At 30.0% G+C, this 20,820-nt stretch carries 18 protein-coding genes, 2 tRNA genes and 1 rRNA gene; 3 read left to right on the top strand and 18 right to left on the bottom strand.

Annotation, left to right across the window (positions count from 1 at the left end; all coding sequences use genetic code 11):
• Positions 1 to 155: 155 nt before the first annotated feature.
• The 4 genes from MW871_RS14110 to MW871_RS14125 all read right to left on the bottom strand — a co-directional run bounded on the left by MW871_RS14110 (position 156) and on the right by MW871_RS14125 (position 4,165).
• A complete protein-coding gene (locus MW871_RS14110; RefSeq protein WP_248429103.1) occupies positions 156 to 983 on the bottom strand; it encodes a methyltransferase domain-containing protein in 828 nt (275 codons plus the stop codon).
• Positions 984 to 1,199: 216 nt separating this feature from the next.
• On the bottom strand, positions 1,200 to 2,615 hold the full coding sequence (locus MW871_RS14115) for an MBL fold metallo-hydrolase (protein ID WP_248429104.1): 1,416 nt from the start codon (positions 2,613 to 2,615) through the stop codon (positions 1,200 to 1,202).
• Between the two features lie 79 nt (positions 2,616 to 2,694).
• A complete protein-coding gene (locus MW871_RS14120; protein ID WP_248429105.1) occupies positions 2,695 to 3,483 on the bottom strand; it encodes a sulfite exporter TauE/SafE family protein in 789 nt (262 codons plus the stop codon).
• Between the two features lie 49 nt (positions 3,484 to 3,532).
• On the bottom strand, positions 3,533 to 4,165 hold the full coding sequence (locus MW871_RS14125; protein WP_188051577.1) for a Crp/Fnr family transcriptional regulator: 633 nt from the start codon (positions 4,163 to 4,165) through the stop codon (positions 3,533 to 3,535).
• Positions 4,166 to 4,448: 283 nt separating this feature from the next.
• Here MW871_RS14125 and MW871_RS14130 point away from each other — a divergent pair, with 283 nt between their 5' ends.
• On the top strand, positions 4,449 to 4,760 hold the full coding sequence (locus MW871_RS14130) for a rhodanese-like domain-containing protein (RefSeq protein ID WP_248429106.1): 312 nt from the start codon (positions 4,449 to 4,451) through the stop codon (positions 4,758 to 4,760).
• Between the two features lie 60 nt (positions 4,761 to 4,820).
• Positions 4,821 to 6,401, top strand: coding sequence for an NADP-dependent glyceraldehyde-3-phosphate dehydrogenase (locus MW871_RS14135; RefSeq protein ID WP_210646835.1), 1,581 nt, complete (start codon positions 4,821 to 4,823; stop codon positions 6,399 to 6,401).
• A gap of 374 nt (positions 6,402 to 6,775) precedes the next feature.
• On the opposite strand, the gene MW871_RS14140 is transcribed toward MW871_RS14135, so the two are convergent.
• The 11 genes from MW871_RS14140 to MW871_RS14190 form a co-directional block, all read right to left on the bottom strand.
• The gene (locus tag MW871_RS14140) at positions 6,776 to 7,339 is read right to left on the bottom strand and encodes a TlpA family protein disulfide reductase (RefSeq protein WP_236023979.1); all 564 of its coding nucleotides are present in this window, start codon (positions 7,337 to 7,339) and stop codon (positions 6,776 to 6,778) included.
• Between the two features lie 390 nt (positions 7,340 to 7,729).
• The gene (locus tag MW871_RS14145) at positions 7,730 to 8,113 is read right to left on the bottom strand and encodes a hypothetical protein (RefSeq protein WP_248429107.1); all 384 of its coding nucleotides are present in this window, start codon (positions 8,111 to 8,113) and stop codon (positions 7,730 to 7,732) included.
• 257 nt (positions 8,114 to 8,370) lie between these two features.
• Positions 8,371 to 9,492: an ABC transporter permease gene (locus MW871_RS14150; RefSeq protein WP_248429108.1), complete on the bottom strand. Its 1,122-nt coding sequence runs from the start codon at positions 9,490 to 9,492 to the stop codon at positions 8,371 to 8,373.
• Positions 9,493 to 9,514: 22 nt separating this feature from the next.
• Complete coding sequence (locus MW871_RS14155) at positions 9,515 to 10,618, bottom strand: ABC transporter permease (RefSeq protein ID WP_248429109.1); 1,104 nt, start codon at positions 10,616 to 10,618, stop codon at positions 9,515 to 9,517.
• Positions 10,619 to 10,770: 152 nt separating this feature from the next.
• On the bottom strand, positions 10,771 to 11,505 hold the full coding sequence (locus tag MW871_RS14160; RefSeq protein WP_248429110.1) for an ABC transporter ATP-binding protein: 735 nt from the start codon (positions 11,503 to 11,505) through the stop codon (positions 10,771 to 10,773).
• A 20-nt stretch (positions 11,506 to 11,525) separates the two neighbouring features.
• Positions 11,526 to 12,422 (bottom strand): ABC transporter ATP-binding protein, encoded by an 897-nt coding sequence (locus MW871_RS14165; protein ID WP_248429111.1) that lies wholly within the window; start codon positions 12,420 to 12,422, stop codon positions 11,526 to 11,528.
• Positions 12,422 to 12,787: a cupin domain-containing protein gene (locus MW871_RS14170; RefSeq protein WP_248429112.1), complete on the bottom strand. Its 366-nt coding sequence runs from the start codon at positions 12,785 to 12,787 to the stop codon at positions 12,422 to 12,424. Before MW871_RS14170 ends, MW871_RS14165 begins: the two co-directional genes overlap by 1 nt.
• Positions 12,788 to 12,812: 25 nt before the next feature.
• Positions 12,813 to 13,691, bottom strand: a complete 879-nt coding sequence (locus MW871_RS14175) for an HlyD family secretion protein (RefSeq protein ID WP_248429113.1) — start codon at positions 13,689 to 13,691, stop codon at positions 12,813 to 12,815.
• Between the two features lie 26 nt (positions 13,692 to 13,717).
• Positions 13,718 to 14,968: a TolC family protein gene (locus MW871_RS14180; protein ID WP_248429114.1), complete on the bottom strand. Its 1,251-nt coding sequence runs from the start codon at positions 14,966 to 14,968 to the stop codon at positions 13,718 to 13,720.
• Positions 14,969 to 14,971: 3 nt separating this feature from the next.
• The gene (locus tag MW871_RS14185; protein WP_248429115.1) at positions 14,972 to 15,583 is read right to left on the bottom strand and encodes a TetR/AcrR family transcriptional regulator; all 612 of its coding nucleotides are present in this window, start codon (positions 15,581 to 15,583) and stop codon (positions 14,972 to 14,974) included.
• 227 nt (positions 15,584 to 15,810) lie between these two features.
• Complete coding sequence (locus MW871_RS14190) at positions 15,811 to 17,277, bottom strand: glycoside hydrolase family 130 protein (RefSeq protein WP_248429116.1); 1,467 nt, start codon at positions 17,275 to 17,277, stop codon at positions 15,811 to 15,813.
• Positions 17,278 to 17,985: 708 nt separating this feature from the next.
• Here MW871_RS14190 and MW871_RS14195 point away from each other — a divergent pair.
• Entirely contained in the window at positions 17,986 to 20,331 is a 2,346-nt protein-coding gene (locus tag MW871_RS14195; protein ID WP_248429117.1) for a glycosyltransferase, read from the top strand.
• Between the two features lie 143 nt (positions 20,332 to 20,474).
• On the opposite strand, the gene MW871_RS14200 is transcribed toward MW871_RS14195, so the two are convergent.
• From MW871_RS14200 to rrf, 3 genes are all read right to left on the bottom strand, one after another.
• Positions 20,475 to 20,560, bottom strand: a tRNA-Leu gene (locus MW871_RS14200).
• Between the two features lie 9 nt (positions 20,561 to 20,569).
• Positions 20,570 to 20,642, bottom strand: a tRNA-Phe gene (locus MW871_RS14205).
• A 63-nt stretch (positions 20,643 to 20,705) separates the two neighbouring features.
• Positions 20,706 to 20,815, bottom strand: a 5S ribosomal RNA gene (gene rrf / locus MW871_RS14210).
• Positions 20,816 to 20,820: the final 5 nt, after the last annotated feature.

The following is a 20,820-nucleotide window of genomic DNA, read 5'->3' on the forward strand; positions in this document are numbered from 1 at the left end:
AAACAAACCGATTCCAACAAAAATCCAATCTTTCATGAGGTAGGCTTGACTAAATAAAAATAAAACTATTGCTAGTCTTACAAATCTCATAAGATGCCAATTTGTAAATAATAAATTTTTCATTTTTTAAAATTTTAAATTTAAATAATTATTGTTTACTTTTCAATTCTATATTTTTCATCATAAGATATTAATTCCCTTAACGTATCAATAGCAACCTCATTTCGGCTACAAATTAGCACTGATGTAAAATTGCTATTCATACTTACATTAACAATTTTGCTTATAGTTAAAAATTTTTCTGTAATAGTGTTTGCGCAATCACTGCAAGTAATACCGCTCATAGTATACAAGTTGACATTTACTTGATTATTTTTTTTAAACTCAATGAATAATTCAGAATTTGATCTAGGAGCAACTGAATCTAAACAAATATCCATTTGTAAAAAATCAAAAGAAGCTTTAAAAAGCATTTCATATTCAGTTTTATCACCTCCAAAAGGTGGATTTATTTCAAATCTTCTATTGAATAATAAACCCGCCAAAATTCCTTTATCGGCTAAAAGTTGATGCATTTTCCAAACATATTTTTGACGCATAGTTGGAGGCAGAGCGCAAAAAAATGTTTGTTCAATAATCAAATCATATTTTCCTTGATGTTCAAAAAAATCTCCTAGTAGTATAGTAATATTTGAGTTATTACTGAATTTCTTTATCAACTCAGCAACAAGTGTAGGAGCTACATCTATAACCGTAATGTTGGTAAATCCTTTCTTTAAAAGATATTCTGCTTCGTATGTATTTCCACATCCCGGTATTAGAATAGCGGATTCTTTATTCTCTAAAGTATCTATATATTTCTTTATAGGAGGGGAAATATCTCCTAAATCCCATCCAATACTTTTAGATTGATACTGTGCTTCCCAATAGGAAGCATCTAAAGGTTTTTCACAAGAAACAACACAACATTTTATATCTTCCATTTTATATTTTTGGGTGTTAAAATTCCAAATGGGTCTTACAATGCATAAAAAAAGATCAATCTAATAGAATAAAAAGATGTACTAACACACCTAAGTATAATAAAATTAATCAATTATTAATATTTGTACAGTATCGCTATTAATACTAATAGCGATACTTTTAATTTTTTCTATTTAATCACTATTTTTTATTAGAAAGCTCTTTAGTGATCATTGTTATTTCAAGATTTTACTCTGACAAATGAAATCTGTTTTGGGTAAACTTGTTTTTGCAATAGCATTAAATCCACCTTCAATTTCTGTGAAATTTCTGAAACCACGAGCCTCTAGAATTGATGCAGCAATCATACTTCGGTATCCTCCGGCACAATGCAAATAAAAATGTTCGTTTGTATCGACATCTTTAATCCAATCATTAATAAGTGCTAAAGGTTTGTTGTAGGCATCTTCAACATGTTCCGCACTATATTCAGTTTCTTTACGAATGTCAATTACTTTGCTTTGACCAATTTTTACTTCTGTAGCAAATTGTTCAGCTGTAATCCTGTTTACGACATCAATTTCTTTTCCGGCTTTTTGCCACGAATCATAACCACCCGCTAAATGACCAATTAAGTTGTCAAAACCTACTCTGCTCAATCTTGTAACGGTTTCTTCTTCTTTTCCAACTTCACAAATAATAAGTATTGGTTGTTGTACATCAGCAATTAAAGCACCAACCCAAGGAGCAAAGTCTCCATCGATACCAATATTTATGGACTGTGGAATAAACCCTTTGGCAAATTCACCGTTTTTTCGAGTATCTAACAATAAAGCTCCAGTTTCTTCTGCAGATGTTTCAAATTCAATAACAGATAAAGCACGCATTCCTAGATCTAAAACATGCTCGAAACTATCGTAACCTTTTTTATTCATGGCTACGTTCATTCCAAAATAAGCAGGAGGAGGTAATAAACCATCTGTAACTTCCTGTATAAATTCGGTTTCAGTCATATCAGCTCTTAATGCATAATTTTTTGTTTTTTGTTCTCCAATTGTAGAAACAGTTTCTTTACTCATGTTTTTACCACATGCACTTCCTGCACCATGAGCAGGATAAACGATAACATCATCAGCTAAAGTCATGATTTTGTTTCTAAGCGACTGGAATAATATTCCGGCTAATTGCTCCTGAGTCATCGAAGCCGCTTTTTGTGCTAAATCTGGTCTTCCAACATCACCAATAAACAAAGTATCTCCCGAGAAAATAGCATGATCTTTTCCGTTCTCATCAATTAAAAGATAAGTGCTACTTTCCATTGTGTGTCCTGGAGTGTGTAGCACTTTTATTTTTATATTTCCAATTTCGAATTCCTGACCATCTTTAGCAGATATGCATTCAAATTCACATTTTGCATTTGGACCATAAACAATTGGAGCACCTGTTTCTTTACTCAAATCAACGTGTCCTGATACAAAATCAGCATGAAAGTGGGTTTCAAAAATATATTTCAACTTTACACCGTCTCTTTCTAGTCGGTCTAAATAAGGTTTCGTTTCACGCAATGGATCAATAATTAATGCTTCTCCATTTGAAGTTATATAGTAAGCGCCTTGTGCTAGACATCCTGTATAGATTTGCTCTATTTGCATGATTGTTTTTTTTTAATTTTATAATACAAATTTACTGCTGTTTTTTTAGATAAACAGTGATAATTGTTACATTCCTTTTTTATTTTAGGAAAAACTCCCTTATGATAATGTAAACTCCCATTACTAATACAAACCAACCAAAGGCCGGTTTTAATTTTGCTCCATCAATTTTTTTAGATAAATAGGTTCCGATAAACATTCCTACAAGCGCTATCGATGTAATAGTAAAAAGAAGTTTGTAATTGATATCGATTCCATTTAAAACATCACCGCCAAAACCAATTAATGAATTGATAAAGATAATTAGCAAGGAAGTTCCAATCGCTTGTTTAATAGGTAAATTTGCAAAGAATAATAATGCGGGAATTATTAAAAAACCACCACCTGCACCTAAGAAACCAGTAATAAAACCGACAAAAAGACCGATAATTGCTATCCTGATATGATCATCTCTTTTTTCTGTTTTCTCAGGTGTCGAAGTTCTTATCATTGATAAAGATGCCGCAATCATAAGAAAAGCAAATACGGTCATTATCACCAAGTTTTTTGATATTTCAAAGGAATTAATGGTAAGGATAATAGCAGGGATTTTGGGTAAAATTACGTCTCTTACAAACAGCAAAGAGAGCACAGAAGGTACTGCAAAAACTAGGGCGGCTTTAATTTTTAAATTCCCTAGTCGATATTGACTATAACTCCCAAACATAGCTGTTATTCCAACGATAAATAACGAATAACTTGTGGCTTGTTCTGGATGAATCTTAAAAAGATAGACTAAGATAGGTACAGCTAAAATAGAACCTCCACCACCAATTAAGCCTAATGAAATCCCAATAATTACAGAAAGAAAATAACCTAAATATTCCATTATTAATTTTTTGAAGTATAGCTTCTTATGATTTATTTAAAGTAAGATTTTAATTTAATTTTAAAATCTCAATGTTATTGCGATATAAGGTAATTAAGCCACGCTGTTCCATTTTTTTGAGTAATCGAGAAATTACTTCTCTAGAAGTATTTAATTCGGATGCAATTTCTTGATGTGATAGTTTTAATTCTTTGCACCCACAAACTTCTGCATGACGTTTTAAGTAAAACTCTAATCGCTCATCCATGGCTCTAAAAGCAATATTGTCTACCACTTCTAATACTTCTTCAAAACGACTGCGATAAGTATCTATTACAAATTCATACCAGCTTCTATGTTGCATCATCCATTTGTCCATTAAGGGTAATGGTACCATGATGAGTTCAACATCTTCAACCACTTTGGCCATGATTTGGCTCTTTTCATTTTTCGTGGCACAGATCATAGAAATGGCACAGGCTTGACCAGGTTGCAAATGATACATAAAAAATTCGCTTCCGCTTTCATCCTCTCGGTACACTTTAATTTTACCACTTATTACTAATACTGTGTTTTTTATATATTGTCCAGTTCGTATAATAATTGTATCGGTTGGAAAGGATTGTATTACTGCACTATCTTCAATTTCTTGAATCAATTCAGTCGAAAAAGAAGGAAATATTTTTTTTGTAGGAACAAGCATTTTAATCTTTTTTCTGTAGTTTGTTTTGTAAAAGTAGTTTAAATAAGTTAGATAAGAATGCTAATTTTAAGACAAATAAGAGATTTTGCAGGTCTTTAAAAAAAAATATGTTTTCAAATTTCCTATAGGTTTTATAGGCTATTTTCATAAAAATTACTCACTAATTTGTACTTTATTGATAGTTACTGTTTTTCGAAAACGATTTCTTAAAAATATCTTTCAATTAACATTTAGCCATTCCTTTTTTGTTAAAATGTTTGTATTTTTACAAAAAAAGAGACTTATGAATTTATCACAAGAAAATTGGGTTTCACAATTTGAAGCTGACGAAAATGCAATTATACTCGATGTAAGAACGAAAGACGAGTGTGATGATGGAATTATACCTAACGCAATAAATATTGACATTCATACGGGTCAAGATTTCATAAACGCTATAGAGAAATTAGATAAAAATAAGAACTATTATGTTTATTGCCGTTCCGGTATGCGTAGTGCCAAGGCTTGTGAAATTATGAATCAGCTGGGTTTCGAAAATGCTTATAATCTAGCTGGAGGCATTATAGAATGGGAAGGTGAAGTAGTACAACCCTAAAAGCGAAAGAGGCAGTAGCCTCTTTTTTTATTTAAATTATTAACAATATAACCTTTAGACATGACTTTAATACCAGAAGAATATCAAATTAAAACACTATTAAATCAAGACACCTATTTAGTTGATGGTGAGTTAAAAAATTGGGAAGGTCAAACTACTCCTGTTTTTTCGACTATATCATCAACTGATGATTATGCTCCAACCATATTAGGATCCATACCTAATATGGGTGAAAAAGAAGGTCTTGAAGCAGTTGCTGCAGCTAGTGCAGCTTACAATAACGGTCAGGGTTTATGGCCTACTATGAAAGTAGCAGACCGTATTAAATGCATGTCTAACTTTGTTGCGCAAATGAAAATTACTCGCAATGAAGTGGTCAAGTATCTAATGTGGGAAATTGGGAAGTCATTAGGTGATTCACAAAAAGAATTTGACCGTACGGTAGAATATATTTATGATACTATCGAAGATTACAAATTATTAGACAGTAACAGTTCTCGTTTCACTAAGAGTCAAGGTGTAAATGCATTGGTACGTCGTGGTCCTCTTGGTGTTGTATTGTGTTTAGGCCCTTATAATTATCCATTGAACGAAACTTTTTCATTGCTTATTCCGGCTTTGATCATGGGAAATACAGTCATATTCAAACCTGCCAAACATGGTGTTTTATTAATTTCACCTTTATTAGAAGCTTTTAGAAGTAGTTTTCCTAAAGGAACAATCAATATTGTTTATGGGCGCGGCCGCGAAGTTGCTTCTCCAATTATGAAATCAGGGAAAGTTGATATATTGGCTTTAATAGGAAATAGTAAATCAGCTATTGCTTTACAAGATCAACATCCAAATAAAAACAGGTTGCGTTTGATCTTAGGTTTAGAAGCAAAAAATCCTGCTATTATTTTACCCGACGCCGATTTAGATTTAGCTATTCAGGAATGTATAACAGGAAGTTTGTCATTCAATGGTCAGCGTTGTACAGCATTGAAAATTTTATATGTTCATGAAACAATAGCTGATGAATTCAACAGGCGTTTTGCTGCAAAAGTAGATGCATTAGTTTTTGGAAATCCCTGGGATTCATCAGTAATATTAACCCCATTACCTGAAAAAGACAAGCCCACTTATCTTCAAGGATTAATTGATGATGCAGTACATAAAGGAGCTAAAATAATCAATGATAATGGAGGAAAACATACTGATAACTATATTTTTCCAGCCGTTTTATTTCCTGTAAATAAAGAAATGCGTGTGTATCATGAAGAACAATTTGGTCCAGTGGTTCCAATTATGACTTTCAAGGACATTCAGGAACCATTGAATGATATGGCGGAATCAAATTATGGCCAACAAGTAAGTTTGTTTGGAAAAGACATCAAAACTATTGCACCGCTTATTGATACATTAGTCAACTTAGTATGCAGAGTCAACTTAAATAGTTCTTGTCAAAGAGGCCCAGATGTTTATCCATTTACAGGCCGTAAAGACTCTGCTGTTGGGACTTTGAGCATTCATGATGCGTTGCGCTCTTTTTCTATAAGAACTTTTGTAGCATCAAAAGACAATGATTATAATAACGGAATTTTACAAGCTTTACTAGATAGTAAGGATTCAAATTTTATTAATACTGATTATACCCTGTAAAATCATCAAAAAATTTAAAAACCGACTTTTATGAGTCGGTTTTTTTTAATTTTTAGCTTATATTATAAAATAATATGTAATTTAGATCATTAAATATTATTACTCTTCAATCCGTACTTTTAAAATCGCAACGCAATCAAAAATAAAATTATAAATATAAAGGAGAATATTCATGAAAGACTGCGAAGAGAACCTATTCTCTCGCACCGTCATTTAAAATTTATTCCGAATGTAATTCTGAATTTAATTAGTTGTTTTGTTGCATTTTTAGTGATAGGAATTTTAATATATCTTTTATTACGTTATTTGATATTGACCTATTATCATCTAAACTGATCCATTTCTTACTAAATAATCTTTTTCAAAATCACTATTTATTCTAGAAGATAATTATCTAATTTTTTTCGGAAAGAATCACTGTTCCAATCAGCAGCACCTATTTTTGCCACCACTACATTTCCTTCCTTATCAATAAGATAGGTAGCCGGTATTGTTTGTGATTGCATTTCTAATGGAGGATTTGAAGCAGATTGGTATATAGGCAAACTTAATTCTTCCTTGATCAAAAACTGATTTGCCTTTTGGAAGGAATCAGTGGTGACAAACAGAAAAACGGCTTTATTTTCATAATCATCATATAGTTTTTGCATACTAGGCATTTCAGCAATACATGGAGGACACCAAGTAGCCCAAAAATTGATGAAAATAACTTTTCCTTTATGTTGTTGTAATGAAATAATTTCTCCTTTAGCATCAACTAGCTTCCACTGGTATGATGAGAGTTCTTTTTGATCTTGAACCGCAATAGTTTTGGGCGAAAAAACAATAAGTCTATTGAGTTGAATTTTCACAAAAGTGCCTAAAGGTGTGAATAGAAATAAAACAATAAATAAGATAAAGGCAACGTTTTGCAGTATTTTTTTTGAAGGTGTTTTCAATTTTATTTATTTTTTTTTGTTTATATGAATTAATTCGTTTCACAGTTTTGAAATAATAGGAGTCAAAAAGTTGCCAATATTGATAATTCTAAAAAATAGGATACTATAAACTAAATATTTATCGCAATTTACCCTTTTGCATTTTACATAAATATTCCATTAATTTTTTAGAAATATTAATAATTTAAAAAAACAGAATCAACTCTAATTATTTTATAAATATAGAATGTAAATTTTACACTAAATGTGACTTTGGTTACAATCTTTATTTAAAATTTGAGTAGTCTATAATTACAATAAAAAAAGCAGTACAAACTAGATTTTGTACTGCTTTTGATTTGATTGAATGAATTGAAACCAAGAAAAAATATATTGCTTAACTATTTTAAATTACATCCATTTGGATAAAAAATCTATTAATTCTTCTCTAAGTTCTTTGAATAGTTTTTCAAAAATGGCAATACTTTCTCTATGTTTTTTATGATCTTGTAGTTTTTCATCTTCAAGATTAACATGTTTTTTGCTAAGAGCAATGTTGAGAAAAGCTTCATGACTATTGATATCATGTTTTATAATATCAATTTCTTCTCTTTGTATTGTAATTTCATTGTAAAAATGATCAACTAAAGAACGTACTTCTACTGATGTGTTTTTTTCGGCTATTTCAGTAATTCTTTTTTCCATTATAACAAGCTCATCTTTATAAAAAAGAAGCTTATTTAACCATGTTTTATGTTCTTCATGAAGGTGGTCTATTGTTTTTTTATTTTCCATAGTGCTATTTTTTTTATAAAAGTTGATTGCCTAATGATAGCGTCTTTTTATATCGTAAAGAATTTATAAAAAGGAATCATTGAATAACAAAAATATTTGCACTACCAATTTAAGAATATTTTCAATAGTATTAAAATTATAATCGCCTTATTTTGAGTAAATTATAAATAAAAAAAACTTCTTTCAAACAATGCGACAACTTTAAAGGTTTACTATTGAAATACTTTTATTAAAATAATGAGGATAAAAAATTAAGATTAGTTTGATTTTTTGTAGCTCCATACTGCCAATGCATTCATCACAAAGGCATAGCTACTTATGATTATGAATTGTGGTAGAATATCCAAAAAACCGGAACCTTTTAGCATTACCATACGCATTACTTCTACAAAATACCGTATTGGATTTATTAGTGTACTATTTTGCGCCCATTTGGGCATACTTTCTATAGGTGTAAATAAACCACTCATTAAGATAAAAATTACTATGATAAACCAAGCAATAAACATAGCTTGTTGTTGCGTATCAGAATGATTAGAAATAAACAGACCGATTCCTAAAACTAAAAGTAAGTACACAGAAGTAAATAGATAAATTAAAGCCATATTACCTATCATAGGAACATCAAAAATTACTTTCGAAATTATTAAACCCACCGTTAAAATAACCAATCCTAAAACCCAAAACGGAAAGAGTTTTCCAATAATAAATTGGTATTTCTTAATTGGTGTAACATTTATTTGCTCTAATGTTCCCAATTCTTTTTCTTTAACGATATTCATAGATGATAAAAAGAGTGTTAGCATTGTTACCAATAATACTAAGATACCAGGTACCATAAAAATTTTGTAATTAAGATTTTTGTTATACCAAAAGGATGGGATTACCAAAATGTTTTGAGCAATCTCTTTATTTTCAGTAAAGTATTTTGATTGGGCTAAGATATTTTTATTGTAGGTGTTTAAAATCTGATTTATATATACATTTTCAATACCTGCCGTAGCTGCATCGATAGCATTTATAGTGACTGCAATACTTATTTTATCCTCTTTTTGTAGGTCTCGATCAAAATGATTTGGTATATTTATTATTACATCTGTATTTCCTTTTTGCATTTCTTCAACAGCTAGTTTTTCTGAGAAAAAGGAAGATCTGACATTGAAATAGTTGGAAGATTTAAAGGATTGCTCTAATTCTCTAGAAGCTTTACTTTGATCATTATCAACAAAAATTATATCAATATTTTTAACGTCAAATGTAGCTGCATTGGATAAAATTAACAATTGTATAATGGGCAAAATAAATATAAGTTTAAGCATGTTCTTATCTCTAAAAATCTGCTTAAATTCCTTTTGTATGATGAATCCTATTGTTTTCATTTATATGATTTATTTTTCAATTTTACTCTAGTCTAATTTTATATTTTTTTATACTTAGAGTTATAAAAAAGACAGTCATTCCAATTAATATTAGGGTTTCTTTCCAGATATATTGAATGCTTACTCCTTTAAGCATAATCGCTTTTATTATTATTATAAACCATTTAGCTGGAATGATATTGCTAATAAGTTGCATAGGAATTGGCATGCTTTTTATAGGAAATATAAATCCAGATAGTAGAATAACGGGCAACATCAATCCCATCAAGGAAAGCATCATGGCTGTTTGCTGTGAATCAGAAATAGTCGAAATTAAAATTCCTAATGACAATGCTGAGATGATAAAAAGAATACTTTCAAATAACAGCAGAAAAAGACTGCCGTTTATTGGCATTCCGAAAACAAAAAAACCTAAGATCAAAATTATAATGGCATTAATGATAGAGAGAAATATATAAGGAAAAACTTTTCCAATAATTACTTGAAAAGGTTTTATGGGCGAAACTAAGAGAATTTCCATAGTACCTAATTCTTTTTCGCGAGTAATAGAAATTGAAGTCATCATTGCAGAAACCAGCATCAAAATTATGGTCATAACACCTGGAACAAAATTAAAAACACTTTTGAGTTCAGGAATATAAAACATTCTTGACTGTACTTGTACTTTTATTTGGTTATTGTATTGTTTTTTTTGTAATTGATAATTTTGAATCAAAGCTGTTGTGTAATTGGCGATGGTGCTGGCTACATTGGGTTCAGTAGCATCGGTAACGGTTTGTAAAGTAGCTACTTTCTTGGTGACTAAATTTTTACTAAAGTTCGGTTCAAAGATAAGTACAGCTTTAATTTTCCCTTTTTTAAACTCTGCTTCTATATCTTTTTCATTATGAATTTGATTCTCTATTTTAAAATAGGGAGAGGATTTTATTTTATTAATAATTTTTTGTGTCTCTACATCATTTGAATGGTCTAATATGGCTATATCAACATTGTTTATTTCATTTGTAATAGCAAAACCAAAGAGTAATATTTGAGCAATCGGCATACCGAAAAGGATAAACAAGGAACGTTTGTCACGAAAAATGTGATAAAATTCTTTTCTTATAAAACCAATAAATCTTTTCATATTATATTTTTAAACAGGAAGGCTAAAAGTCTTTCTTTAGCCATAAATGCAATCACTTTCATAAATTCAGATTATTAAATTGTATTTTTTAATAACGGTAAATTCAGTGATTTTAGGTCTTTTTATTTATTCAATTTTTTTATGCTAGAGCCTTATTCCACATTTCTTGCTAATTTTAAAAATACCTCATTCATTGAATCAACTTTAAAATGCTTTTTTAGGTTTTTTGGAGTATCTAATGCTTCAATTTTACCATCAACCATTATCGAAACTCGATCACAATATTCTGCTTCATCCATATAATGAGTTGTAACAAAAATCGTAGTTCCTTTATAAGCTTGGCTGTATATCATTTCCCAAAATTGCCGTCTAGTTATAGGATCTACCCCGCCTGTTGGCTCATCGAGAAAGACGATTTTTGGTTCGTGTAATAAAGCTACAGAAAAAGATAGTTTCTGTTTCCAGCCCAAAGGCAAGGAACCTACTAAACTGTTTATGATGGTTTCCAGTTGTAATTCTTTAACAAGCGATTCGGTTTTTGATTTTATTTCAGTTCTTGATAAACCATAAATTCCGCCAAAAAACTGAATGTTTTCCTTAATGGTTAAATCGTCGTAAAGAGAGAATTTTTGACTCATATATCCGATATTTTTCTTCACCATTTCTGAATTTTCTTTTACATCAAAACCTGCAACAGTTGCTTTGCCCGATGTAGGATTAGAAATTCCGATTAGCATTTTCATCGCCGTAGTTTTTCCAGCTCCGTTGGCTCCCAAAAAACCAAATATTTCACCTTTGTAAACATCAAAAGAAATGTTTTTAACAGCAGTGAAATCGCCAAATTTTTTTGTCAAATTTTGTACAGCAATTATTTTCTCTTTTTCCATTTTTTGGTTTAACCATTAAATTATAAATCCATAAAAACATCTTCAATAGTAACAATAGCTGTTTTTATTTCTATCTCAGTATGATTTTTATCCTTTAAATATTGAAGTAATTCCTGTGAATTAAACTTCTTTTGCTTGTCGATATAATGAATGAATTCCCCAAAAGTATACACACTATATTGGCTCGGAAAATTTTTTAAATCATGAATTAGTGCATGCCTGTTTTTTGTAGAAACATCATAAATTACTTTGTCATAATTTTTAGTGATGTTTTCTGGAGAATCAATTTTTAAAAGCAAACCATTCTGAATCAATGCAATTCGATCACATAAAGAAGCTTCATCCATATAAGGTGTTGAAACTAAAATAGTAATTCCTTTTTGTTGTAATCTTTTTAGCATTTCCCAAAATTCCTTTCTTGAAATGGGATCAACACCGGTAGTAGGCTCGTCTAAAAACAGGACTTTAGGCGCATGGATTAAAGCACAACACAAGGCTAATTTTTGTTTCATTCCGCCCGATAAAGCACCCGCTCTTCGTTTTTTAAACGGTTCTATTTGAATATAAATTTCTTTTATGAGATCGTAATTTTCTTCGATAGAAGTTCCAAATAGGGTTGCAAAAAAGGTAAGGTTTTCTTCGACAGTTAAATCTTGATACAATGAGAATTTACCAGGCATATAGCCCACGGAACTCCTTATAGATTTATAGTTTTTTATCACATCAAACCCCAATACAGAAGCATTTCCCTCATTTGCTTTTAATAGTGTGGTTAGAATTCGGAAGAGCGTTGTTTTTCCTGCACCATCTGGACCAATTAATCCAAATATTTCCCCTTTCTTAACTTCAAAAGAAACGTTTTCTACTGCTTTTTTAGTTTTGTAGGACTTTGATATGTTTTGGACTATGATGCTCATTATTTTACCAATAGAAAGTTGCTGTTTTCATAAGCGTCAACCCAATGTTTTATATTGGGCTCTATTTTTACATAATCACCTGGTTTTAAACTAATTTTTCTACCACTTTCATCTCCATAACTGCCACTTCCGGTAACACAAATTAGCAGAGCAGGGACTTTTGTAATGTGTTCCGATAGTTGTTTGTCTTTATTAATTTGTAAAGACATCACTTTATTCTCAGAGGGAGTAAATAAAAGTGCTGTTTGAACATCTTTTTGTTCGGTATGTAAATCTTTTAAATTCATCGTTTTTAATGGTTCTACGGGAAACGATTTACAGCTAACCAAAACAAAAAGTGTGAGTATTATAATTGAATTTTTCATTTTTTTTTATTTAAATATTTAGGCTTTATTTTATCCACATTTCTGCCGGCATTCCAATTTTTAAACTGCCGTCATTTTTTACTTTTACTTTTACAGCATAAACTAGATTCACCCTTTCTTCTTTAGTTTGTATAATTTTTGGAGTAAATTCTGCTTGTGAAGCAATCCAGGAAATAGTTCCTTTATAAGATTTCATTTCGTTCAAACCATCAATTTTTATGGAAACTTCTTGTCCTATTTTGATTTGAGGTAATTGTTTTTCGCTTACAAAAACACGTAAACTCATTTCCGAAATATTCGCAATTTTATATAAAGGTTTTCCAAAAGCAGTTATTTCTCCAGCTTCTGCATACTTTGTTAAAACGGTTCCCTGTATTGGATTTATAATTTTGCATTTTTGAAGTTGATCATCGATTTTTTGAATTTGTACATCAATAGATTTTAAATCGCTAATAATAGGAGCATTTTGGGTACCAACACTTTTTATTTGCTCTTCAATTACCTTTACTTTTCCATCAATTTCATCTACTTGGCGCTTTGTTGCTGCATTTTCAGAAAACATATTATGTATTCTATTTTTCTCTATTTCTGTGGTTTTCAATTGTGCTATTAAAACATTTTTTTGAGAAAGCACATTCATTGATTTTGAGGAAACTGTAGTTTTAGAAGAAATCAATTGTTGTTTTGATAAATACAATTGTAAGGTATCAACTAAACCAACTTGTTTTTGAAATGCTATTAAATCTCCTTCTTCAAGATTTAAAAATTCAATTTTTCCATTTGCTTCAGAGGAAACAGTAATTTCTGTGGCTTCAAAATTCCCATAACCATCTGCTTTTTCATTATTTGTATTACAGGAAATTATTCCGGTAACAATTAAAATTAAAAGGCTTATTTTCTTCATTTTACTTTCTAATTTTAGAGAATTTTTTATTTCCCATTGGTTATTTCGTAGCTTGATTTGGCTGCAGCCAATTGTACTTCGTGAGTTTTTAAACTATTTTTTGCTTCGTACAGATTGCTGAATTCAGTTAGATATTCTGATGTGGTAATTACACCATTTTTCATTTGAGCATTGGCAGACGTAACAATTTTTTCTCGAACATCAATTATATTGTTATCCAATTCTAATAATTGTTTTATTTTTCCTATTTCACTTTCTATCTCCCTCAATTGCATTTTATTATTCAATTCAAATATTTCCTTTTCAGTTTCAATTATTTCTTTAGCGATATCTAAAGTTTTTAAATCTGTTTTATTTTTCCCCCAATCCAAAATAGTCCAATTTGCTTTTAAACCAGCAATATAAAAAGGTTGAAAAGAATTATCTAGCATATTAAGTCCTGGATTTCCATAACCTGCTTGCGCGAAAGCATTTATCTTAGGCAAGACTGATGTAGCTAAGGTTTTTTTGGAAAATTCTAATTGTTGTTTTTGTAAATTATAAAAAACGATTTCGGGTCTATTATTTCTATTGTTTTCTAAATTAGAATTAGGAGCCAGAAGTGTTGTTTGCGTATCTATTTTGGTGAAAGTTAGATCAGAAAGATTTTGTGTCATTTTTATTTTTTCAAAATCAATCTCTGTCAATTGTTGTTTTATTTTTAATAATTCCGCTTCTAATATTAATTCTGAAGCAGGAAGTATAGCACCATATTTGACACCCGATTTAACTTCTTGAACTTTAGATTGCAGCAGTTCCTTTTTAGATTTTAATAATTCACTTTTTTCTTGAAGTAATAAAATAGAGAAGTAATATTGATGGATGCGAGTTTTTAACTGATATAAACTCACTTCAATTTGTTGCTGTTGTGTTTTGGTTTGAGCTTGTTTTAACTCACTATTAGCTTCAATCATTCCGCCGTTATAAAGTAGCTGATTTATATCTAATGTCGCTCGATATTGGTCTTTATTTATAGGAGTTACACCGGGCATTTTACTGGGAAATCCTATGACATCAGATTGGTACGTTGCTTGCGCATTGAGATCTATTTTGGGTAATTTTCCTTTAGTAATTGCATCAATTTCATAATTTGATTTTTGTTGCAATAATTCCTTTTGTTTTGCTAAAGGATAATTTTTTGTTGCTAAAGCATAACAATCCTCTAATGTCAATGTTTCTTGTGCATTTGAAATTATTGAAATCACGAATAGCAATATTAGTAGTATCCTTTTTTTCATGATTTAAATTTTTATTGCATTAATAATAAAATTAGCTACATCAATTTTGCGATTTTGAATGATCTCATTGTATTTTTTTTTATCTACATTAATTAAAGCGGTTAGTAAGGGTTCTGCAATAAATGGAAATACATTGAGTGACATGATATTAATAAATAATTGTTCCGCTTGAATTGGTATTATTATTTTTTTTTCGATTGCGTCGCTAACTTGTAATTTAAAAGTAGTTATTGAAGGAAAATTTTCTTGTAATCTTAATTTTTGAATGAATTCTGGATTTTTATTTAATTCTTGTATAACAAAATTGGGTAAGTAAGGATTTTTAATTACAAATGAGATATAGCTGTCTGTAAATTTTCTTATTTTATCAAATAAATCACTATCATCATTCAATACTTTATTTAATTGAGGAGCTAATAATGCAAAAGCACTCTTGAAAACAGCTTCAAAAAGCAATTGTTTGCTTCTGTAATAATAGTGCAATAAGGCTTTATTTATTTTTGCCTTATCTGCAATTTCTTGCATTCTTGCACCATCCATTCCTTTTTGCTGAAAAATCTCTTTGGCAGCATTTAATATTTCTATTTCCGTATTATCTGATTTCTCCTTAGCCATTATTCTTAATTATATGGTTTAACCATTCGGTTAACAAATATATAAAAAAATTGACTTAAAATGGAACTAAGTTTTTTTATTAATTACTTATTGTTATCAGTTAACAATTCTGTAAAAAAAATTATTGCTTTGTTTTAAATTTTTGCAGTGTATTAATAGCTTCCAGAAATTCTATAGATTTATAAAGAATAGTAAATCCTATTTTTTAGAATGAATACTTATTATATTTACTTACTGTTTTTTAAAGCAAATAGTAAATCCGCTAAATTTACAACACCATAAGTAGACGAATAATCGGAAACTGCATAAGGTAAAATAAGACTATTGTTATGTATTATTGATCCACAAGAATAAACCACATTGGGCACATATCCTTCGCGTTCATCCTCTAATGGTGATAGTAAAGGCTCCTTAAGACGACCAATTTCTTTTGACGGATCCTCTAAATCAAACAAAGAAGCGCCAATACAATATCTTCTCATAGCGCCAACACCATGAGTAATGACCAACCATCCTTCGGTGGTCCAAAGTGGTGAACCACAATTTCCTATTTGTGTAAATTCCCAGGTATATTTAGGCTCTTGTATAATTACAGGATTATTCCATTGAGTAGGTCTATCTGAAAACATTAAATAATTATTAACTCCGTCAATTCTAGAAAGCATCGCATATTTTCCTTTTATCTTTCTAGGAAACAAGGCTAAATTTTTATTTTGGGCTCCGGTCCCGTATAAAGGCATCACTCTAAAGGAATAAAAATCTTCAGTCGAAATTAGTTTTGGTAATATTACATGGCCATTATAAGCGGTATAAGTGGCCATAATACGTTCTGAATTATCATCATCTATGAATCTTACAAATCGAGCATCTTCAATTCCACGACTTTCGGATTCTGATATAGGAAAAATAACGCGTTCTGTAATATCAGAGTCATGTTTGAATTGTATATCGTAAAAAGAATCAGATAACCAAACTATCTCTTCGAGAGCAGTTTTTCTACTATGGCTTATTGTTGGATCGTTTAAAGCATCATTGAGTAAGTTTTGTAATATAGCATACTCAAATTCCTGAGGTAATTCCTGCATGATCGAATGTGAATACTTATCACTAATATTCATTTCTCGCAGTTTCATTAAGAAACGTTGTTTGTTATACAATGTTTTGTGTTCTATTTCTGCTTTATCAATATGACTACCAATTTTCATCACTTTTAGTTCATTATTTTTATCGAGAATTCCTCTTCTAAAAACAATAGATGAAATATGACCTTCTCCGGTAGCTCGAAACGATATAATTACTCTTTTTTGTCCTTCTTCAAGATCAGATTGATCCAAATCTTCAATGATAGATGGATTAAAGAAAGCAGCAGATTCTAACGAGTATTCCATTGTACAATAGGACCCAATAAGCATTTTTCTTTCCTGTGTTAAAGTACTATAATCAATTTGCATAGCTTCAATAATACTTCTTATCTTTTCACAGTGAGAAAAAAATATTTTAGAAATATTTCGGTGTCTTCTCGCAAACTCTCGCAAGGTATGTTCTAAAGTATCAATAACTTGTTTTTCTGTGAGTAACATAATACGAGCTACCATATTTTGTGTACGCTCATCACCATTCATAAAATACCTTGCAACAACTCGTTTCGCATCAGGAGCGAAAATTATATCTTTTCGTATTACTGGAATTCGCATAAAATTATTTTTAGTGTATAATTTACTTTATTCAAATAAACAAGCTTTGCTAAATTAAAACAACTCGTTTTTTTAAAGGAAAGAAGAAGAACCTATTGGCTGAATTAAATAATTTACTCTAACTTATTTATCGCTTTTATTAAATCCGTTAAAAGAAATAATTATCATAAAGATGATTTTTTTGCAGTCTAGCTAAAGTTTTAAACAAATAGGCCTTATTCCAAATTTACAAAAAAAAATATAGGATTTATACTTTCCATTCAATTTTACAAATTTTGAAATTTCACATATCTTAAATTTAAATAGTATAAAATACACTAATAATTATGTAACAATCATATTAGTAGTAATTTATAAATTTACAAAACAGATTTTTTTTGTTATCATTAGTATTCCTTTTTATATTAAACTTAAAATGAGTAAAATAAGAATTTTTTGTTTTTGACAAAGAAAGCTCATTAAAAATCAAAAATAGTTTTAAGAATTGTATTTAAATTTGACAAAATCAAAATCTTTTATAAAGACATTAATAAACTCTGATTAATTAATATTTCATAAGCTTAAATAGAAATTAAGCATTATGTACAAAATTAATTTTGAGGTTACCTGATTCAAGATTTATATAAATACTACTAATATAAAAATTAAGGTTTTTATTTTTTATAGTATTTTCAAAATGAAGTATTAATAAAATATAAAAACATACAGATGAAAACTTTATCTACAAAATCAAAAATTGTTTTTCTTTCGACATATCCTCCAACTCATTGTGGTATTGCAACTTTTACAGAAGATACCATTCATGCGATTGATAAAATTTATGGCAAGAGTATTACTTGTGAAATTTGCGAAATAACATTCAAAGGAGATGCAAATATAAACTCGGCTTATCATCTACCTTCTCAAAATAAAGAAGCTTACAAAAAAGCGGCAGCAGAAATTAATAATGATCCAGATGTAAAATTGGTTCATATTCAGCATGAATTCGGATTATTCGGAGGTCAATATGGAGATTATCTTTTAGATTTTCTAGATGAAATTAATAAACCAATTGCATTCACATTCCATAGTGTTATTCCAAACCCTAACGAAACTTTAAAGTCAATTGTCCAATTGCTAATCAGCTACTCCGAAGCTATTTTTGTGATGACAAACAAATCCAAACAGATCTTAATGGAAGATTATGGTTTAGCTGAAACTAGTATTGCTTTTGTACCACACGGAACGCACTTAGTAGATTATGAAACTACTCTTGAAGCTAAGAAAAAATTTGATTTTGAAGACAGAATTATTCTATCCACTTTTGGGCTTTTAGGAGAAGGAAAAAGTATAGAAACGGGACTAAAAGCGCTTCCTGAAATAGTTAAACAATTTCCAAATGTTCTTTATTTAATTTTAGGGAGAACACATCCTAATACAATTGAAAATAATATAGATAAATATAGAAATTCGCTAGAGCAGATTGTAAAAGAGCTGCATTTAGAAAATAATGTTCGATTTGTAAATGAATATTTAGAAGTAAATCAACTTTTAGATTATCTCAAAGCTACTGATGTCTATTTATTCACCTCGAAAGATCCTAATCAAGCAGTTAGTGGCACATTTTCATATGCTATGAGTTGCTCTTGCCCTATTGTAGCAAGTAAAATTCCGCATACCATGGAGAGTTTAACCAGTGATGTCGGTATTTTAGTTGATATACAAAATGTAGAACAATTTGCAGCCGCTACTATCAAATTATTGGCAAATGAAAATTTAAGAAATCAAATGGCTCTGAATGCTTATGCAAAAACTACCAAGACTTCTTGGGAAAATACAGCTATAAAACATATCGAAGTATACCAAAGGATTTCAAAAGGGTTAAACCAAATTAAAATATCTTATCCTAAAATTAAAATGGATCATTTGAAGAAAATGACAACAGATATTGGAATGATACAGTTTTGTAAAATTTCAGATCCAGATTTAGATTCTGGATATACAGTAGATGATAATGCAAGGGCGTTAATTGCTATTTGCAAACACTATCAACTTACAGCAGAAAAAGACGATATAGCATATATGAAAATCTATATCAATTTCATACAAAAATGCCAAATATCAAATGGGAATTTCATTAATTATGTAGATAAAAATAATGCAATTGAGGCTAGAAATAGTGATGAAAATTTAGAAGACGCTAATGGTAGAGCTATTTGGGCTCTTGGTTATTTTCTTACTCTGGCACCATCAAAAGATCTTGAATTTCTAACTGAGAAAGCTACTGAATGCTTGAAAAAAGTAAAAGACAATTCAGAAAAATATAATTCTCCTAGAGCTATTGCTTTCGCCATTAAAGGGTTTTATTATTGGTATAGTGTTTTTCCTTCTTTACCATTAAAAAATACAATAGAAATTTTAGCTCAAAAGATACAAGCGATGTATATCTCTGTTAGTTCACCAGATTGGAATTGGTTTGAACATAAGTTAACCTATGCGAATAGTATTCTTCCTGAAGCACTATTATTGTCATATTTGATCACAGCAGAAGAAAAAACTAAAGAAATTGCTATAGAATCTATGAATTTTTTAATTGATAAAATGTTCGTAGATGGTCAATTCAAAATCATTAGTAATGATGGATGGCATGAGAAAGGAGTTGTTCCTAATAGCTATGGTGAACAACCCATAGAAGCTTGTTATATGATGCATGCATTGAATTTGTTTTATAAGACTATTGGCAATACAGAATACAAAGTATATATGAAGATAGCTTTTGATTGGTTTTTAGGAAAGAATCACTTAGGTCATATAATGTATAATCCTATTACTGGCGGATGTTATGATGGTTTAGAAGAGAATAATGTAAATTTAAATCAAGGAGCTGAATCAACCGTTTGCTATCTATCCGCACGATTATTAATAGAAAGTTATACTTCTAAAGGAAAAAATTCAGGATTATCAAATACCTTAAAAATGGATAAATATAAATATCCTTTGGATAAATTTCAAGAAAATTTGAATGTTAAAAATAGAGATATTAATAATAAAATAAAAAATAAGATACAATTTTAATAGTAGTGAGAAGTAATTAAACCAATAATTGAACTTTAGGTTTTTCTACCACTTTTGAAGTTAACGGCAAAATCTTACAAGTAAATTTTAATAAATTAAAAATAAAAAAAAACTTCAATTAGCAAAGCCAATTGAAGTTTTAGTACTCAGAGCGGGACTTGAACCCGCACGAACATTGCTGTTCACTGGATTTTAAGTCCAGCGTGTCTACCAATTTCACCATCCGAGCAATTAGTAGTGGTACCTCCAGGGATCGAACCAGGGACACATGGATTTTCAGTCCATTGCTCTACCATCTGAGCTAAGGTACCTTAATTTATAAAATTATAATAAGGAATAAAAAACCCTGATTATTTACAATCAGGGTTTTTAAAGAAAGGCGACGACATACTCTCCCACATAACTGCAGTACCATCTGCGCAGGCGGGCTTAACTACTCTGTTCGGGATGGGAAGAGGTGAGCCCCGCCGCAATAACCACCTTAAGGTC

The sequence above is a fragment of the Flavobacterium pygoscelis genome, assembly GCF_023162025.1.
Classification (GTDB): domain Bacteria; phylum Bacteroidota; class Bacteroidia; order Flavobacteriales; family Flavobacteriaceae; genus Flavobacterium; species Flavobacterium pygoscelis.

Bases quoted from the DNA above. Each gene is read 5' to 3' on its own strand.
- MW871_RS14110 (WP_248429103.1), bottom strand. From the start codon at position 983: ATGGAAGATATAAAATGTTGTGTTGTTTCTTGTGAAAAACCTTTAGAT.
- MW871_RS14115 (WP_248429104.1), bottom strand. From the start codon at position 2,615: ATGCAAATAGAGCAAATCTATACAGGATGTCTAGCACAAGGCGCTTAC.
- MW871_RS14120 (WP_248429105.1), bottom strand. From the start codon at position 3,483: ATGGAATATTTAGGTTATTTTCTTTCTGTAATTATTGGGATTTCATTA.
- MW871_RS14125 (WP_188051577.1), bottom strand. From the start codon at position 4,165: ATGCTTGTTCCTACAAAAAAAATATTTCCTTCTTTTTCGACTGAATTG.
- MW871_RS14130 (WP_248429106.1), top strand. From the start codon at position 4,449: ATGAATTTATCACAAGAAAATTGGGTTTCACAATTTGAAGCTGACGAA.
- MW871_RS14135 (WP_210646835.1), top strand. From the start codon at position 4,821: ATGACTTTAATACCAGAAGAATATCAAATTAAAACACTATTAAATCAA.
- MW871_RS14145 (WP_248429107.1), bottom strand. From the start codon at position 8,113: ATGGAAAATAAAAAAACAATAGACCACCTTCATGAAGAACATAAAACA.
- MW871_RS14150 (WP_248429108.1), bottom strand. From the start codon at position 9,492: ATGAAAACAATAGGATTCATCATACAAAAGGAATTTAAGCAGATTTTT.
- MW871_RS14155 (WP_248429109.1), bottom strand. From the start codon at position 10,618: ATGAAAAGATTTATTGGTTTTATAAGAAAAGAATTTTATCACATTTTT.
- MW871_RS14160 (WP_248429110.1), bottom strand. From the start codon at position 11,505: ATGGAAAAAGAGAAAATAATTGCTGTACAAAATTTGACAAAAAAATTT.
- MW871_RS14165 (WP_248429111.1), bottom strand. From the start codon at position 12,422: ATGAGCATCATAGTCCAAAACATATCAAAGTCCTACAAAACTAAAAAA.
- MW871_RS14170 (WP_248429112.1), bottom strand. From the start codon at position 12,787: ATGAAAAATTCAATTATAATACTCACACTTTTTGTTTTGGTTAGCTGT.
- MW871_RS14175 (WP_248429113.1), bottom strand. From the start codon at position 13,691: ATGAAGAAAATAAGCCTTTTAATTTTAATTGTTACCGGAATAATTTCC.
- MW871_RS14180 (WP_248429114.1), bottom strand. From the start codon at position 14,968: ATGAAAAAAAGGATACTACTAATATTGCTATTCGTGATTTCAATAATT.
- MW871_RS14185 (WP_248429115.1), bottom strand. From the start codon at position 15,583: ATGGCTAAGGAGAAATCAGATAATACGGAAATAGAAATATTAAATGCT.
- MW871_RS14190 (WP_248429116.1), bottom strand. From the start codon at position 17,277: ATGCGAATTCCAGTAATACGAAAAGATATAATTTTCGCTCCTGATGCG.
- MW871_RS14195 (WP_248429117.1), top strand. From the start codon at position 17,986: ATGAAAACTTTATCTACAAAATCAAAAATTGTTTTTCTTTCGACATAT.